Genomic DNA, 17291 nt, shown 5'->3' on the forward strand with positions numbered 1-17291 from the left:
GTGACGTTGAGAGTTGAAATCGACTCGATGATTTAAGCAAACAGGGCGCCTTGAGCGCCCTGTCTGTTTTCTGTGCCGCAGGATGGTGTGTGGTTGCCTGTGGCGGTAGGAGCGCACCCGGGCGCGACGTGGCATTCCCGGTAACGCCCCATCGCGCCCGGGTGCGCTCCTACGGGTATGTGCACTGGCCGGGCGCAGCACGTGTCCGGTCAACGCAATACGCGGAAGCGAAGCTGCGTCCAGGCACCGTCGCTGGCCATTGCGGTGAGCGTATGCGTGCCGACCTCTTCGAAATCGCGCTGAAATCCCTGGCGTGCGTTGGTCTGTGCGATCCAGCGGCCGTCCAGCAACCAGTCGATGCGCGCGTCACTGCCCAGGGCACGCAGCTGCAGCCGCACCGGACGCGCTGTGGCGTTGGCACGCGCCAGCGTGGCGCGATCGCTCAACCCGTCGATACGCAGCACACCGCCACCGGTGATGCGCCCATCCGGCAGACAGTCCGCCGCCAGCGGCGGCAGTTGCGCGGCATTGCGCTCGGCCGCGCTGAGCCAGGGCGAGACCAATGCCGGCCAGCGCGCCACTGCATGCGGCACGCGCTCATGCGCCTGGCTGCACTCCTGCGACAGCCGCTGCCCGCTGACCGCATCCACATCGAAATGCAGCTGCCCGCTTTGCCACAGCCGCGCATCGCGCTCGGCAAAGGTGGGCGGTACTGCGCCATCGAGCACGTAGGCGTCGGCACGGCGTGCGCATTGCGCCGCTGGTGTCTGGTCGGCCGCGCCGCCGAGCGGCCAGCAGATATCCAGCGCCTGCACGGTGGTCGGCATCGGCACCGGCACGCTATCGCCGGCGCTGCGCGGCAAGGCATCGATGACTTCGAACATCAACGGCAATGCGGTGACCGCGCCGTACTGGCCCGGCAGCGGCGTGCCATCCGGACGCCCCACCCACACCCCCACCGTGTAACGGCGAGTGCCGCCGATCGCCCACGCATCGCGGTAGCCGTAGCTGGTGCCGGTCTTCCAGGCCACGCCCGGACGCGCGGCGGTGTCGAAGGTCCCGCTGCCATACCCGGGGCGCGGATTGCGTTGCAGGATCTCGCGCACGATCCAGGCCGCACCCGGCGACATCAGCCGGCGCTCGATGCGCGGGGCGTCCGGTGTGTAGCGCACGCGCCCGGCGATGCCGCCGCGATTGAGCGCCGCAAATGCGCCGACCAGTTCCTGCAATTGCGCACCGGTGCCGCCCAGGATCAACGCCAGATTGGGCACGCTGCCGCGCGCAAAGCGCAGCTCGATCCCCGCGTTGGACAGCCGCGCGGCAAACCGCGCCGGGCCGATCCGGTCGAGCAGGTCCACCGCCGGCACGTTCAACGACAACCGCAACGCCGTCGCCGCGCTCACCGGCCCGTTGAAGGCTGCATCGAAATTGCCGGGCCGGTAGCTGCCAAAACTCTGCGGCGCATCCACCAACAGGCTTTCGGAATGGATCAACCCATCGTCCAACGCCATGCCATACAGGAACGGCTTGAGTGTGGAACCGGGCGAGCGCCAGGCCTGCACCATGTCCACATGCCCCAGCCGCTTGCGATCGCCGAAGCTGGCCGAGCCCACATACGCGCGCGCTTCCATGGTGGCGTTGTCCACCACCAGCAATGCCGCAGAGGTGCGCTCGGGCAGCTGCGAAAAGTACGTCGCAACGCGCTCTTCCAGGGTGCGCTGCAGTTCCACATCCAGCGTGGTCGCGATGCGCGCCGCGCGCGGGTGCGCGCCGTGCAGGCGCTGCGCGAGCAAGGCCGCGTGCAACGGCGGTTTGAGCGAGCGCGTCACCACCGGTTCGATCCGCGCATCGTCCACCTGCGCGCGCGACCACACGCCCAGCTCCACCATGCGATCGAGCACCTTGTCGCGCGCGCGTTGCGCGGCCTCGGGATGGCGATCCGGGCGCAGGCGGCTGGGCGATTGCGGCAACACCGCCAGCAATGCAGCCTCGGCCTGCGACAAGGCCCTGGCCGGCTTGCCCAGGTACGCCCAGCTGGCCGCTTCCACGCCTTCGATGGTGCCGCCGTAGGGCGCGCGCTCCAGATACAGCGTCAGAATCTCGCGCTTGCTCAGGTGCGCTTCCAGCTGCAGCGCACGCAGCAGCTGCTTGGCCTTGCCCCACGGCGTGCGCGTATGCGGGTCGAGGATGCGCGCCACCTGCATGGTCAACGTCGAACCGCCGGAGACAATGTGCCCCTGCCCGATCCACTGCCCGCCGGCACGCAGCAGGCCCCACGGATTGACCCCGGGATGGCGCCAGAACCAGCGATCCTCGTAATTGAGCAGCGCCTGCAGATACAGCGGCGACACACTCTGCGGGCTGGCCGGATAGCGCCACACCCCATTGCGGTCGGCGAACGCGCGCAGCGGCGTGCCATCGCGTGCCACCACCAGCGTGGAGGTGTCGCGGGATTTGGGTAGCGGCAGTGGGAAGGCCAGGTCCAGCAGCAACACCGCAGACAACAGTGCCACGGCGCTCCAGCGCAGCCCCGTCAACCAGCGCCGGCCACGCCGGGCCACAGCATCCTTGCCAGCGGCGCGTTCCTGCGTCCGGTCGGTCCTTGCCTGCGCGTACTGCTGCTCATCCATCCTGCCAAGGATGCAGGGCAAAACGCATTTCGGCCACCATCGCGCGCGGCGAGCCGCAGCATTGAGCGATCAACGTGACTGCACGCTCCTGCTTGCGCGACGACAGGCGCGCTAGCCCGCCACGCCCGCGTGCGGCGAGCGACGCGGCCTTACGAACAGCCGCAGCAACCCCATCGCCAGGAACACCGCAGACAGGCGCAACGCAATGCCGAGCCAGCCGCTGGCCGCCGAATCGGAGACCGCAAAGACCGTCCAGGCCGCGTTGAGCGAGACGTGCAACACCCAGCCGCTCCAGATCGTGTAGCCATCCTGCGCGTCCACGATGGCAAACAGCAGCGCACCGATGCCGGTAATGGCGAAGATCAGCAACGCCTCACCGCCTCCACCGCCCGCCCCGAGCCAATGCACGCCGCCAAACACAACCGCCTGTAGCAGCGCAGCGGTTGCCGGACGCCAGGCCAGCGCACGGCAGGCAAAGACGAAGCCGAAACCGCGAAACACGATTTCCTCGGCCAACGGAAACAGCAGCGCCAACCACAGCAGGCCCAGCAGATCGTCGGTGCCGGCCGAGCTGGACTGCGTCCACAGCCCCAGCCAACACGGCAGTGTGGCCAGCAGCGTCAGCACAGGGCCGCGTAAGCCGTTCCAACGCAACCCCAGACGCGTCGCGAGCTCGCCTGGCATGCCAGGACGCAGCAACGCCGCTGCGACGAGCACGACCACGACGCTGAGCAAATTGTCGACAATCCCGCCGCCGTAAGGCACCGGGATTTTCGGGATTGGAAAACCAAGCGCTTTGGCCACATCGCGCACCTGCAGCGCGACCAGCAGCATCAATAACCAGACGACATGCGGCGTGAGGCGGCGCAGGGATGTATCGAATGGCATGCAGACGTCCTTGCGTGCAAACAGGACCTGACTATACCGCTGGCAACGACATCACCGCCGTACCAGGCCGCACGCGGCGCGACGACACTGCGCTCGCCTCGCGCGCCAGCTGCATGCGGCGATGCAACGCGACGCTCACCGCTGCTCCAGCGCAGCGCGATAGCGCAGCAAGGCCTCCGGCGCGTCGGTCTGGATGATCGACACGCCCTCGCGGTACGGGCGGCCCCAGACCCTGTCGGGAATCACGCTCGGCATCGGCGTCGCCACCGTAGCCGGCGATGAAGCCTTCCCACAGCGCGTTGACCATCAGCCGCACGCTGTACGCCTTGCTCGCTGCAAACAACCCCGGCAGCTGCGCTGCCGACATCTTGGGCAGCCCGAGAGCGCTGATCATCGCTGCACGCTGGCCCAGCCACGCAAACGCTTGCATCGGCGTCGGACGCTCGCTGCGGTGAGGAAATCCCGAACGTAGGAGCGGGGGGGGGGGGGGGGGGGGGGGGGGGGGCATGTATTTCCAACCCGCGGCGGGGGGGGGCGCCGCCCGGGGGGGTGGGGGGGGGGGCACGCGCAGGAGGGGGGCGGGGGGGGCCCCCGCCGCCTCGGGCCGGCCGCGTCCAGCCTCTAACCCCCCCCCCCCCCCCCCGGGGGCGCGGGGGGGGGGGGGCCCCCCCCCCCCCCCCCCGCCCGCCCCCCCCCCCCCCCCCCCCCCCCCCCCCCCCCCCGCTCCTACCTCGTTGTGCTACGGCTGCACTACCGTCATCGTCGCAGGCGTGCTGCGCCCCACGCCGCGCAGCTCCGGGCGATACATGTCTTCCACCAACGATGGCGGCACCGTGTACGTGCCCGGGGTGACTGCGCGCACCAGGTAATACAGCTGCGCCTTGCTCCCCGAGGACAGCGCCAGCGCGGCCACATAGCGGTCGTCGCGGAATTCTTCGTGCTTGACGTCGGCGGCGCTGGAACGCTCGCTGATGCCGATGCCGTCCACCACCACGTCGGCCCACTGCTTGGCATCGCCGAGGTTGAAGTTCTCGATCTCCAGACCGGCCGGCAACAGGTCGGTCAGCAGCGCGTCCGGCATGTTGCTGTTGGCGGTGATGGTGACGCGCACGATCAGCGCTTCGCCTTCCTTCAATGCACGCGGGGTCCATGGTTTGCCATCGGTGGTGTACCAGCTGCGCTCCACGCTGAGGTTGCGCGTGTCCGGCTCCGGCGCGCTGCGCGGGATGCCGGCCACTTCCAGGCTGGCGTACATCGGTGCCTGGCCCTGCGGTGCGAACTGCACGCCGCGCGCCAGGGCGGCGCTGTCGAAACTGCGCCCGAACAGGCGTGCCGGCGCAATCTCCTGCGTCTCGCCGCCAACAGTCAAGGTACCCGATACCTGCTTGCCCTGCCCGACCATCAAGGCCTTGCCCAAGCGCGCCAGCGCCACCTGCTCCTGCGTGCTCAGCCACAGCCAGCCGGTGGCGCGACGTGCATCCAGCGCGCGGCCCAGTGCCACTGCGCGGGTGTCGTACTCGGGTTTGGACAAGCCACGCTCGTGCAGCAGCGCCATCATCAAGGCATCGTCGCGGATCGCGCTGCCGTAATCGGCGAAGTACGGCGGACGCTCGCTGCTGTCCTTGGCAAAGCCCGCCTTGATCGCCGCCTGCCCACGTTTGGTGTCGCCCTGCAGCGACAACGCCGCGCCCAGATGCACCAGCGACAGGCCGGTCAGCGCCTTGTCGCGCTGGTTGTCGTACAGCGCGCGCAGCGTGCCCAGCGGGGCGCGGTTGACGCGTGCCAGCACATAGCCGGACCAGGCCTGGTTGGCGAACTTCAGGCTATCGCGGCGGTCCTGCCCGTAGAACTCGTTGCCACCGGACAGCAGGTCCTCGCTGAGCCGATTGAGCGCCTTCTGCAGCACATTGTCGGGCACCGCAAAACCGGCGTCCTTGGCGTCGAGCAGGAACTCGGCGATATATGGGGTCAGGCCCGGATTGACGTAGCCGTCGTCGCCCCACATCGAGAAATGCCCGCTGGCGATCTGCATCGAGGCCAGGCGGCCGAATGCGCCTTCCATGCGCTCGCGGCGCTTGGCCGCTTCCAGCCCCTTGGTGCCCAGCGCCCTGGCGGTGGCATCGTCGAGCAGGAGCGCGGCGTAGCCCTTGCTGGTGGTCTGCTCGGCGCAGCCGTACGGATAATCCAACGCACCCTGCAAGGCGCTGGCGAACGGAATCGGCGGCAGCGGGCTGACCACCATGCGCGCGGTTACCGAGCCGGCCATCAGGCCATCGGCAAAGCCGCTGTCCAGGGTGATCGGCGCCAGCGGATCGAGTACGCGCGTCTGTGCACGCAACACCTGCGGCCAGCCGGCACGCACCGGCAGGTCGTAGCTGCGGTCGGCCTTGAAGCCGTTGCCGTCCACGCGCACGCGCACCTTGGCCACGCCATAGCCTTCGGTGGCGCTCAGCGGGAAGCTCAGCGTCTGCTTGGCGTCCACCCCGAGCTTGACGCTGCGCGCCGCCTCGGCGATGGCCAGCGGGCCGATCCCGTCCACGCGCACAGTGAACTCGCCCGGCTTGCCGGTGAAGTTCTGCACATCCAGCGTCACCGTGCTGCGGTCGCCCGGTGCCATCACGCGCGGCATGCTGGCCTCGGCCAGGATCGGGGCACGCACCACGGTTTCCACCGCGTGGTTGCCGAACCGCGTATCCGAATACACCAACGCCGACACCCGCAGCGTGCCGTTGAAATCCGGCACCGGCAGTTGCACGCGCGCATTGCCCTTGGCATCGAGCTTCACCGAGCCGGAGAACAGGTCCACGGTCTGCACGCGCGCGGTCGGGCGCTTGGCCTGCGGCAAGGCTTCCAGCGCCATGTCGCCGCCGAACTTGAGCCTGCCGCTGGCGCCTTCGAAGCTCTCGATCACGCGGCCATAGATGTCGTAGGCATCGGTGCCCAGACGACGCTGCGCGAAGAACTGCGCGTTGGCATCGGGCACCGGGAAGCGGGTGATGTTGAGGATGCCCACGTCCACCGCCGAGATGGTCACGTGCGCCGCCTTGCCGGCCAGCTCCGGCACGCTCACCGTCACCGGCAACGCCTGCTCGGGGCGCATCTGCTTGGGCGCGGCCAGGCCCACCGCCACGCGTCGCGCCTTGCGGTCCATCGGCACATACGCCACGCCCACCGCGCGCGCCGGGGTGATCTTGCTCGGCGCACTGCCGCCGCGGAACACCAACGCGGTGACGTACACATCGTGGCGCTCCCACGCGTCGGTCACCGGGATTTCGAAGCTGCTGCCCGGCTTGACGTCAATGTCCTGCACGTACAGCAGCTTGTCGCTTTCCACCAGCAGCACGCCCTTGCCGGCATGCGGCGGGGTCAGCGTGACGGTGAGCGTGTCGCCGGCGCGATAGGCGGTCTTGTCCAAGGCCAGCTTGACCTTGTCCGGGCGCGCATCCAGGCCGCGATTTTCGTCGTTCCAGCTCCAGCCGGCGCGGAACGGGTAGCGCGTGGTCAGCCCGGTGGCCGGGTCGAACACGTCCAGGCGGTACTCGCCCCACTCCACCGGGACCTCGAGCTTGGCGTTGCCGCCGGCAATGTCGAGCGTGCGCGTGTCCTTGTTCTCGAAGCGGCGGGTGAAGTCGTAATCCCAGTGGTCGTCGGTGTAGTTCCAGTGGTAGTCGCGCAGCTCGCGCACCAACGTGGCCTTCAGGCCCTTGGCCGGTTGCGGCCTGCCATCGGCATCCACGCGGGTGATTTCGAAGCGCGCGGTGCCGTTGGCGTCGGTGCCGTCCTTGTCATCGAACAGGGGGCGCACGCCGACCAGCGCCTTGGCCGGCCACAGCACGCGCTTGACGCTGCGGGTGACCGTGCGCCCGCCGGTCTCGTACACGCTGCCCGAGACCACAGCGGCAATCGTGCTCACCGGCTTGGCTTCGGCAGGCAGCGCGATGTCTTCGCGCAATACGCCATCGCTGCCGAACTCGGTGTCGATCACGTCCTTGGCTTCGCGCGGCAGTTCCAGCGTGGGGTCGCCGAAGAACCAGCCCGGCAAGGAGTCGAGCGGATGCTGCTCGACACTGACCGCAAGCTTGGCGGTGAAGCGGTTGCCATCGGCCGGCGCGCCATACAGGTACGCCGCATTGGCGACCAGCGTGAACGGCTGGCCGGCGCTCAGGGTCTTTTGGGTGCTGTCCAGATCCAGCTTCATGCGCTCGGGCAGGAACTCTTCCACGCGCACGCTCATGCCCTGCACGGCGTCCTTGCTGGCCGGATCGGTGCGGAATTCCACCTGCCAGCGGCCGGTCGGCGCATCGGCCGGAATCTGCTGGCTGAACTCGAAATAGCCCTGCTCACCCGGCTGCAGCTTGGTCTCGCGGAAGGTCTTGCCGTCCGGCTGCTTGAGGCGCAGGAACACCGGCTGCCCGCCTTTCGTCGGCCCGGCGGTCGGCTTGCCGTCGTTGTCGCGCAGGATCGCCGACACGCGCATGGTCTCGCCGGGGCGATACAGGTCGCGGCCGGCCCAGGCGAACACGTCGAACCAGGCGCTCTCGCGCCCGGCCACTGCGAATTCGCTCAGGTCCAACGCCGGTTGGTTGAACGGCAGCACCGAGATATCGGTCTTGCTGCGCGCCACCAGCACGTGGCCGGCATCGAGCGTGTAGTTGAGCAGCGCATTGCCGTTGCCGTCGGTGGCGCCCTTGAGGAACAGCTCGCCCTTGGCGTCGAGGACGCGCACTTCCACGTTCTTGATCGGCTCGCCGCTCTGCAACGAGGCGGTGTGCACGAACAGCTTGTCCTTGTAGGCGCGCGTGTGCAGGCCGATGTCGCTGACAGTGAAGAACGCGGTGTCGAAGCCATTGTCGAAACTGCCGGCGCGCTTCATCACCGCAAAGTACAGGCCCGGCTCCTGCAGCTCCTTGATGTCCTGCGTGGGCAGGTAGGTCAGCACGCGCTCGTTCTGCTTGCCGCCGAGAATGAAACGATTGACGTAGACCGGGTCGGCCAGCCTGGACAACGGCTGCTTGTCGCTGTAGTCGCTCTCCAGCTCCCAGCTGCCGCGACGACCGCCGCGCTGGAACTGCTGGAAGAACGCCGGCAGCGACTTCTCGCGCACGCGCAGGAACTCCACGTCCACTTCCGGCACGTTGACCGACACCACCGGCAGACCGCGGCTCTCGCGTGCCGGCAGCACGCTGCCTTGCGAAGCGAACCCGGCCACCGGCGTGAGCGCGCCGGTGTAGACCTTCTGCTTGAGCGGCTTGCCCAGGCGGCTGCCATCGGCGGCCAGCAGGTTGGCGTCGACCAGCACGGTGTAGTCCTTGGCCGCTTCCACGTACGGGTAGCGCAGCGTCTTGCCGTCATCGGACAGCGTCCAGCTGCTGTCGCCGGTGCCGACCTTTTCCTCGAAACGCACCAGCGCATCGAAGTCTTGCGTGCCCACCAACGGCCGCGAGAATTCCAGCGCCAGCGACAGGCCGTCGCCGGTCTGGTCGGGATAGGCGCGCGCCAGCGCAAAACCGGTAATCGCCTGCGTGTCGGCCTTGATCGCCTCGCCACTGGCGGCAGGCAGCTGGCCGCTTTCGTTGCGCTTGCACGCCACCGCACCGATCGCCACGCCCAGCAAGACCACCCACAGCAACACGCGCCGCGTACCCGACCACTTCATCCCTGATTCCCGGCTGTCCATTCGCACTACCCCATGACTGAGGACGCAAGTATAGCGATGCCGTTCACGTCACCGATGGCGGCATGAGGCGACGCAGGGACTTGCCGATGGGCGGCGATGATGCGCCACTGGGCCAGCGCTGCGATGGCACCTGCGCGCCCGACCGACGGTGAGCGCAGTGGTTTGACGCCGGTCCATGGCAGGTCGCTGAGTTGCGGCTTGGCTGCAGGGCCCTTGCCCGCCCACCATCGCGGGACACGCCGCAAGTACGTCCCTGTAGGCTCTTACGCGACATCCATGCCGCGTAAGGTCCCGCGACGGTGAGCGGGCAAGGACCAGTCGAGATGGTCGGTGTGCAGGGGCACACAGGGCATGGCGTGCATTGTTCGGAGAATGGTGCGTCCAACAACCGTTCCATCACAAGCAGAGCAACAAGCAGGCGTTCAACCAAGCAACCGACGCATTTTCTGGTGCGGTGTCCTCGCCGATTGCGGGACCGTGTGGCGGCATGGATGCCGCCACCGAGCCTACAAGGACGTACTTGCGGCGTGTCCCGCGAGCGGTGAGGGCACCGCGCACACGACCAACCAGGCTTTTGACTGCATCCCAAAGTACGGCCAATGAAACCACTGCGCTCGCCACCAAGCGGGCGCTCACCACATTTTGACATCCACTCCTAGCGCAACTGCAGCACCGTGCGCATGTACATCTCGATCAACGCCGGCCGGTCCGCGCGCAGGCAGGCCTGCACGTTCGGCGTGCCTGCGCCTTCGCGGGTGTAGCCCTGCGCATCGACGTCCAGATGCAGCGGCGTGGTCGGGCACAGGTCGGGGCGCAGCAGCCAGGCCACCGGCACTGCGTCGAACAGGGTCGGCGTGGCGCTGGCCCAGGGCTGGTCGGTAATGCGCCACTGGTAGTACAACTGGGTGAGCGCGTCGGTGAGCCCGTCGCCGTACGCAAACACCGCGACGCGCTCGGGTTCTTCCAGCGGAATCTGGGTGGCGTCCAAGGGCAGTAACACGATCGGCACGCCGGCCGCGAACACCCGCTGCGCCGCCGGCACATCGGCCAGGATGTTGTACTCCGGCGCTGGCGCGCTGGCCGGCCGATAGGCCGACTTGCCGTAGCCGACGCGTACCGAGCCGCCCATCGCCACGATGCGCTTGAGCTTTGCAAAGCCGGCCGGGTCGCGCTGCTGCGCCAGTGCGGCGTCGGTCATGGGTCCCAGTACCAGCAAGGTCACCTGACCGGGATGCAGGCGCGCCTGCTGCAGGATCATCGCCGCCGCATCCGGCAACTTGCCTGGCAACTGTCCCTTGGCCGCCCATCGCGCCTGGCTGAAGGGGATCGCGCTGGCGGTGCGTGCGCCCACCGCCAACGGAATCTCGCTGCGCCCGGCCTGCAGCAACAGGCGCTGCAGCAGCTGCGCACGCAAGCTGGTGTCGCCCCAGGCTGATGCGATGCCCAGCACACGCAGTTGCGGGCTACGCAGCAACAGCCCGAGCGCAAACGCATCGTCGATGTCGTCGCCGATATCGGTGGAGACCACCAGCAACTCGGTGGATGTGGGCGATGGCGCCGTCTGCGCTGCAGCCGCGGCAGGCGTCTGCGCCAACGCAGCTGCCGACGCACACCATAGCCCCAGCATCCACCATGCGTTTCGCCATCTTCGCTGCATACATCCACTCCTGCGACCATAAAAAAAACCGCCGGCATGTTGGCCGGCGGTTCAATCGTGCTACCCCACGACGCCGATCAGAAGTTGGCGCGGAACTGCGCACCGACGATGCGCGGGTCGTTGATGAACCCGGTGAGGTTGTTGAAGTCGATCGCACCGGTCACGCGGATCTGGTTGGTGCAGTTACGGCAGAACACCGACAATTCGTACGCACCCGCGCCCCAGTTGTAGCCGATCTTGGCGCCGCCTTCGACCAGCGGCTGGCCGGTGAACTCCTTGGAGTCGTACAGGAAGAAGTTCACTTCGCTGCGGTAGGACCAGTCGGTGTAGAAGAACAGCTCGCCGTCGTTGCCCATCGGGATGCCGTAGCGCAGGGTGGCGTTGGCCATCCACTTGGCTGCCTGCGGCAGATCGTTGCCGTCGATCAGCGCGCGACCGGCCGCATTGAGCGGGTCGGTCACGGTGCAGGTGCGGCACACGCCCACCGACAGGGCCGGGTCGTCGATGCGGGTCCAGTTGTAGGCGCCGCCGGCGGTGACGCGCAGGTTCTGGGTGAGCAGCGCTTCGAAGTCGAACTCGGCGCCGCGCGCCTTGGTCTTGTCGGCATTGAGCAGACGCACGTCGTTGGAGGTGCCGCCCACCGCGGTGAGCTGCTGGTTCTTGACGCGGAAATCGTAGATGTCGAAGCTCAGACGCGCGCGGTTGTCGAACAGGTCGGACTTGATGCCGATCTCGAACGAATCCACCGTCTCCGGCTCGGCCACGGTCAGCGGCGCGGTGCCCGAGGGCACGCCGAAGCTGGCGCCGCGGAAGCCGCGTGCGGCACGGGCGTACACGTTGACGTCGTCGTTGATGGCGAAGGTGGCCGCCAGATCGCCGGTGACCTTGGAGTTGTCGGTTTCGCCGCTGGACGGCTCGACCAGCGTGACGCGGTCCAGCGCCAGCACGTCGAAGGTCTTCTTGTCGTAGGTGTAGCGGATGCCGGCGCGCAGGTTCAGGCGGTCGGTGGCCGCATAGTTCAACGAGCCGAACGCCGCCCACGAGGTGTTGCGCTGGCGGGTCAACTGGTAGCTGGCCAGATCGCCGCCGCTGAAGGTGTTGTACGTGTAGTTTTCGCCTTCCACATCGTCGTGGAAGTAGTACAGGCCGGCCTGCCAGTTGAGCGGGCCCTCGTACTGCGATTCGGCACGCAGTTCCTGGCTGTACTGGTCCAGGCTCTTGATGCCGCCGGCGGTTTCCACCGGGAACGGGATCACGCCCGGGCCGGACGGCGGTGCGAACACCGCGCCGAAACCGCCATCGATATCGCCGCGGCTGTAGTACTTGCCAATGCCTTCGTAGGCGGTGATCGAGTGCAGCGCGATGTCGCCTAGGTCCCAGGTCAGATTGGCGCTGCCGCCGTAGGTCTGCAGTTCCTGGTTGTTGGCGCCGTCGATGAAGGACTTCTCTTCGTCGAAGCCGTCCACCAGCTGGTTGGTGCCGGGCTGGATGATGTTGGCGCGGAACAGCCGTGCGGTGCCGTCGAGATGGCGCGCGTGCGCATTGAACAAGGCGCTGAAATCGTCGCTGGCCTGGTACAGCAGCTGCAGGCGCACGGCCGAATCGGTATAGCCTTCCAGATCGCGGCCATCGCGGTTTTCCACCCAGTCGTCGCGGCGCTGGCCCAGCGTGGACAGACGCGCCGCCCAGTGCTCGCCCATGGCGATGCTCAGGCCGCTTTCCAGGGTCATGGTGCCGTAGGTGCCGTAGGACAGGCTGGCGTAGCCGTCATTGGCGCCGATGGCCGGCTTGACCGAGTTGAACTTGACCACGCCGGCCGGCGTGTTGCGGCCGAACAGCGTGCCTTGCGGGCCGCGCAGCACTTCCAGGCCTTCCAGATCGAAGATCGGAAAGCCCTTCAGGAAGGCGTTTTCCTGCACCACGTCGTCATAGATCAGCGACACCGGCTGCGAGGCATAGGTGTTGAAGTCGGTGTTGCCGTAGCCGCGGATGTACACGCGCGGGAACACACGGCCGTTGGACGATTCGATGTTGAGGCTGGGCGCCTTGCCCGCCAGCACGCGGATATCCGAGCCGCTGGTGGAGATGGCATCCAGGAATTCCGGACGCAGCACCGATGCCGAGACCGGCACCTCCTTGGAATCTTCCGAGCGGCGCTCGACCGTGACCTTGACCGCGTCCAGACGCACGACACCGTCGTCGCCGGGCGCCTGCTGGGCAGCGACATGGAACGGAAGAAGGGAAGCGACGGCAACGGCAAGCGCGCTGATCTTGAACGACCGGCTGGCGGACATGGAAAGACTCCGAATTCGGTTGGCGGAGCGGCCTGATCTGCGTGCCGCGTTGCAACAGAATTAACACGATTTACACAAATTTGGCAGAGCGCGTGCGAAAAAGTTTTCCGAATTCCAAAAGGTGTTCGAATTAATGCAACACACCCATGCAATTTGTACGTTGGGGCGTGCCCGGTCTCAGCGGGAAATCAGCCAACTCCGGCGGCGTCGAATGGCACCCGCACCCAGCCTTCCATCAGCACCCGCGCACTGCGGCTCATCAGCGCCTTGGTCACCTGCCACTGGCCGTCCACCAGCTGCGCCTCGGCACCGACGCGCAAGGTCCCGGAGGGATGCCCGAAGCGCACCGCAGCACGCGCCGCGCCGCCTGCCGCCAGATTGACCAGGGTGCCGGGCACAGCGGCTGCGGTGCCGATCGCCACGGCGGCGGTGCCCATCATGGCGTGATGCAACTTGCCCATCGACATCGCGCGCACCAGCAGATCGAGCTCGGCGGCGTGCACCGGCTTGCCGCTGGAGGCGGTGTAATCGGCCGGCGGTGCCACGAACGCCACCTTCGGCGTGTGCTGCCGTGTCGCTGCGTCTTCCACCTTCGCAATCAGGCCCATCCGCACCGCGCCGTGCGCACGCAAGGTCTCGAACATCGTCAATGCTCGCGGGTCGCCATTGATCGCCTCCTGCAGCTCGGTGCCGGTATAGCCCAGGTCGCGCGCGTTGACGAAGATGGTCGGGATGCCGGCATTGATCAGCGTCGCGGCAATCGTGCCCAGCCCGGGAATCTCCAGCTGATCGATCAGCTTGCCGGTGGGGAACATCGCACCGCCCTCGCCTTCGGCATCGTCGGCCGGGTCGAGAAATTCCAGCTGCACTTCGGCGGCAGGAAAGGTCACCCCATCCAGTTCGAAGTCGCCGGTTTCCTGCACCTGGCCCTCAGTCATCGGCACATGCGCCACGATGGTCTTGCCGATATTGGCCTGCCAGATCCGCACTGTCGCCACGCCGTCGCGCGGCACCCGCGCGGCATCGACCAGGCCATTGGCGATCGCAAACGGCCCCACCGCCGCCGACAGGTTGCCGCAGTTGCCGCTCCAGTCCACGAATGCGCTGTCGATGGACACCTGCCCGAACAGGTAGTCCACATCGTGCCCGGCGCGCGTACTGGCCGACACGATCACGCCCTTGCTGGTGCTGGAGGTCGCCCCGCCCATGCCGTCGATCTGCTTGCCATAGGGATCGGGGCTGCCGATCACCCGCAGCAACAACGCATCGCGCGCAGGCCCAGGCCGCTGTGCGGCAGCGGGCAGATCCTGCAGGCGAAAGAACACGCCCTTGCTGGTGCCGCCACGCATGTAGGTGGCGGGGATGCGGCATTGGGGGAGATGGGTCATGGGAGGCCGGGATTGGGGATTGGAGAATGGGGATTGGGTGGCAGAACGACGGCAGGGGCCATGGACGCTAGTGCGCTTGCGGTGCTGATGTTGCTTTCAACGCATCTCGATTTCCGACTCCCGATTCCCGGCTCTCAAGAAAATCCTGCGCAAACCGTTGCAGCACGCCGCCGGCCTCGTAGATCGACGCTTCTTCGGCGGTGTCCAGGCGGCAGGTGACCGGCACCTGCACCTGCTCGCCGTTGCGCCGATGGATCGCCAGCGTCAGCGTGGCACCCGGCGTGCGCTCGCCGACCACATCGAAGGTCTCGCTGCCGTCGATGCCCAGCGTCTTGCGATCGGTGCCGGGCCTGAACTCCAGCGGCAACACGCCCATGCCGATCAGATTGGTGCGATGGATCCGCTCGAAGCCTTCGGCCACGATCACCTCCACCCCGGCCAGACGCACGCCCTTGGCGGCCCAGTCGCGCGAGGAGCCCTGGCCGTAATCGGCACCGGCGATGATGATCAGCGGCTGCTTGCGCATCATGTAGGTTTCGATCGCCTCCCACATGCGCAGCACCTGCCCTTCCGGTTCCAGCCGCGCCAGCGAACCGGCGGTGACCTTTCCATCGATCACCGCCATTTCGTTGACCAGCTTGGGGTTGGCGAAAGTGGCGCGCTGCGCGGTGAGGTGGTCGCCGCGATGGGTGGCGTAGGAATTGAAGTCGTCTTCCGGCACGCCCATCTGCGCCAGGTACTGCCCGGCCGCGCTGCCGGCCAGGATCGCATTCGACGGCGACAGATGGTCGGTGGTGATGTTGTCGCCCAGCACCGCCAACGGGCGCAGGCCCTGCAAGCCGCGTGCACCGGCAAGCGCGCCTTCCCAGTACGGCGGGCGCCGGATGTAGGTGCTGGCCGGCCGCCAGTCGTACAACGGACTGACGCGGATGCCCTGCCCCACGCTGCGCTTGAACATCGGGTCGTAGACGCTGCGGAAGTGCTCCGGCTTGACGCTGCGCGCCACCACCGCATCGATCTCCGCATCGCTCGGCCACAGGTCCTTGAGCGTCACCGCCACGCCATCGGCATCCACGCCCAGCACATCCTTTTCGATATCGAAGCGCACCGTCCCGGCGATGGCATAGGCGATCACCAACGGCGGCGATGCCAGAAACGCCTGCTTCGCATACGGATGGATGCGCCCGTCGAAGTTACGGTTGCCCGACAACACTGCGGTGGCATACAGGTCACGGTCGATGATTTCCTGCTGGATCGCAGGATCCAGCGCGCCGCTCATGCCGTTACAGGTGGTGCAGGCAAACGCGACGATGCCAAAGCCCAGCTGTTCCAGCTCGCCCAGCAACCCGGCCTCTTCCAGGTACAACTGCACCGCCTTGGAGCCCGGCGCCAGCGAACTTTTCACCCAGGGTTTGCGCGTCAATCCGCGTGCATTCGCATTGCGCGCCAGCAAGCCCGCGGCAATGACATTGCGCGGGTTGGAGGTATTGGTGCAGGAGGTGATTGCCGCGATGATCACCGCACCATCGGGCATCTGGCCCGGCACCTCGTCCCAGACGCCGGCAATGCCGCGCTCGGCCAGTTCGCTGGTAGCCACGCGCTTGTGCGGATTGGACGGCCCGGCCATGTTGCGCACCACGCTCGACAGGTCGAACCGCAGCACGCGCTCGTATTGCGCAGTGACCAGGTCGTCCGCCCACAGGCCGGTGTGGCGCGCGTAGGTGTCCACCAAGGCGATCTGTGCGTCCTCGCGCCCGGTCAGGCGCAGGTAATCCAGCGTCTGCTGGTCGATATAGAACATCGCCGCGGTGGCGCCGAATTCCGGCGTCATGTTGGAGATGGTCGCGCGATCGCCGATGGTCAGCGCGCTGGCGCCGGCCCCATAGAACTCCAGATACGCACCGACCACGCGTTGCTGGCGCAGGAACTCGGTCAGGGCCAGCACGATGTCGGTGGCGGTGATGCCCGGCGCCGGCCGGCCCAGCAGTTCCACACCGATGATGTCGGGCAGGCGCATCCACGACGCGCGCCCCAGCATCACGTTTTCCGCTTCTAGCCCGCCCACGCCCACTGCGATGACACCCAGCGCATCCACATGCGGGGTGTGGCTGTCGGTGCCTACGCAGGTATCGGGAAACGCCACGCCATCGAGCGTGTAGATCACCGGCGACATCTTTTCCAGATTGATCTGATGCATGATCCCGTTGCCCGGCGGAATCACTTCCATGTTCTCGAACGCGCGCTTGGTCCATTCGATGAAGTGGAAGCGGTCGGCGTTGCGACGATCTTCCACGCTGCGATTCTTGGCGAAGGCCTGCTTGTCGAAGCCGGCGTATTCCACCGCCAGCGAGTGATCGACGATCAACTGCACCGGCACCACCGGGTTGACCTGCGCCGGGTCGCCACCCTGCTCGGCGATCGCATCGCGCAGCCCGGCCAGGTCGACCAGCGCGGTCTGCCCCAGGATGTCGTGACAGACCACACGCGCCGGAAACCACGGAAAATCCAGGTCGCGCCTGCGCTCGATCAGTTGCCGTAGGTAGGCCTCCAGCATCTGCGGCTCGGCGCGCCGCACCAGATTCTCCGCGTGCACACGTGCGGTGTACGGCAGCGTTGCGTAGGCGCCGGGTTGCAGCGCATCCACGGCGGCGCGTGCATCGAAGTAGTCCAACGAGGTGCCCGGCAGGGGCTTGCGGTACTGGCTGTTCATGGCTGGCGATATCGAAGCGGGCGGGGGTAGTTCGGGAATCGGGAATC

At 67.2% G+C, this 17291-nt stretch carries 7 protein-coding genes and 1 pseudogene; all 8 read right to left on the bottom strand.

Going from position 1 to position 17291, the window contains the following annotated elements:
- Positions 1 to 209 precede the first annotated feature (209 nt).
- Positions 210 to 2630: a penicillin-binding protein 1C gene (gene pbpC / locus FHT09_RS07940; RefSeq protein ID WP_260283658.1), complete on the bottom strand. Its 2421-nt coding sequence runs from the start codon at positions 2628 to 2630 to the stop codon at positions 210 to 212.
- A 111-nt stretch (positions 2631 to 2741) separates the two neighbouring features.
- On the bottom strand, positions 2742 to 3518 hold the full coding sequence (locus tag FHT09_RS07945; protein WP_258077156.1) for a CPBP family glutamic-type intramembrane protease: 777 nt from the start codon (positions 3516 to 3518) through the stop codon (positions 2742 to 2744).
- Positions 3519 to 3653: 135 nt separating this feature from the next.
- Positions 3654 to 3894 (bottom strand): annotated as a pseudogene (locus FHT09_RS07950) (glycerophosphodiester phosphodiesterase); the annotation flags it as partial.
- Positions 3895 to 4257: 363 nt separating this feature from the next.
- Complete coding sequence (locus tag FHT09_RS07955) at positions 4258 to 9174, bottom strand: alpha-2-macroglobulin (protein ID WP_181141198.1); 4917 nt, start codon at positions 9172 to 9174, stop codon at positions 4258 to 4260.
- 676 nt (positions 9175 to 9850) lie between these two features.
- Positions 9851 to 10822, bottom strand: coding sequence for a nucleoside hydrolase (locus FHT09_RS07960; protein WP_184416906.1), 972 nt, complete (start codon positions 10820 to 10822; stop codon positions 9851 to 9853).
- A gap of 107 nt (positions 10823 to 10929) precedes the next feature.
- Positions 10930 to 13146, bottom strand: a complete 2217-nt coding sequence (locus tag FHT09_RS07965; RefSeq protein ID WP_104604469.1) for a TonB-dependent receptor — start codon at positions 13144 to 13146, stop codon at positions 10930 to 10932.
- 188 nt (positions 13147 to 13334) lie between these two features.
- The gene (prpF, locus tag FHT09_RS07970; protein WP_104604466.1) at positions 13335 to 14534 is read right to left on the bottom strand and encodes a 2-methylaconitate cis-trans isomerase PrpF; all 1200 of its coding nucleotides are present in this window, start codon (positions 14532 to 14534) and stop codon (positions 13335 to 13337) included.
- Between the two features lie 67 nt (positions 14535 to 14601).
- Complete coding sequence (gene acnD / locus FHT09_RS07975; protein ID WP_104604464.1) at positions 14602 to 17244, bottom strand: Fe/S-dependent 2-methylisocitrate dehydratase AcnD; 2643 nt, start codon at positions 17242 to 17244, stop codon at positions 14602 to 14604.
- Between the last annotated feature and the right edge of the window lie 47 nt (positions 17245 to 17291).

Origin of the sequence: Xanthomonas sp. CFBP 8152 (assembly GCF_014199025.1) — a bacterium.
GTDB lineage: Bacteria > Pseudomonadota > Gammaproteobacteria > Xanthomonadales > Xanthomonadaceae > Xanthomonas > Xanthomonas arboricola_B.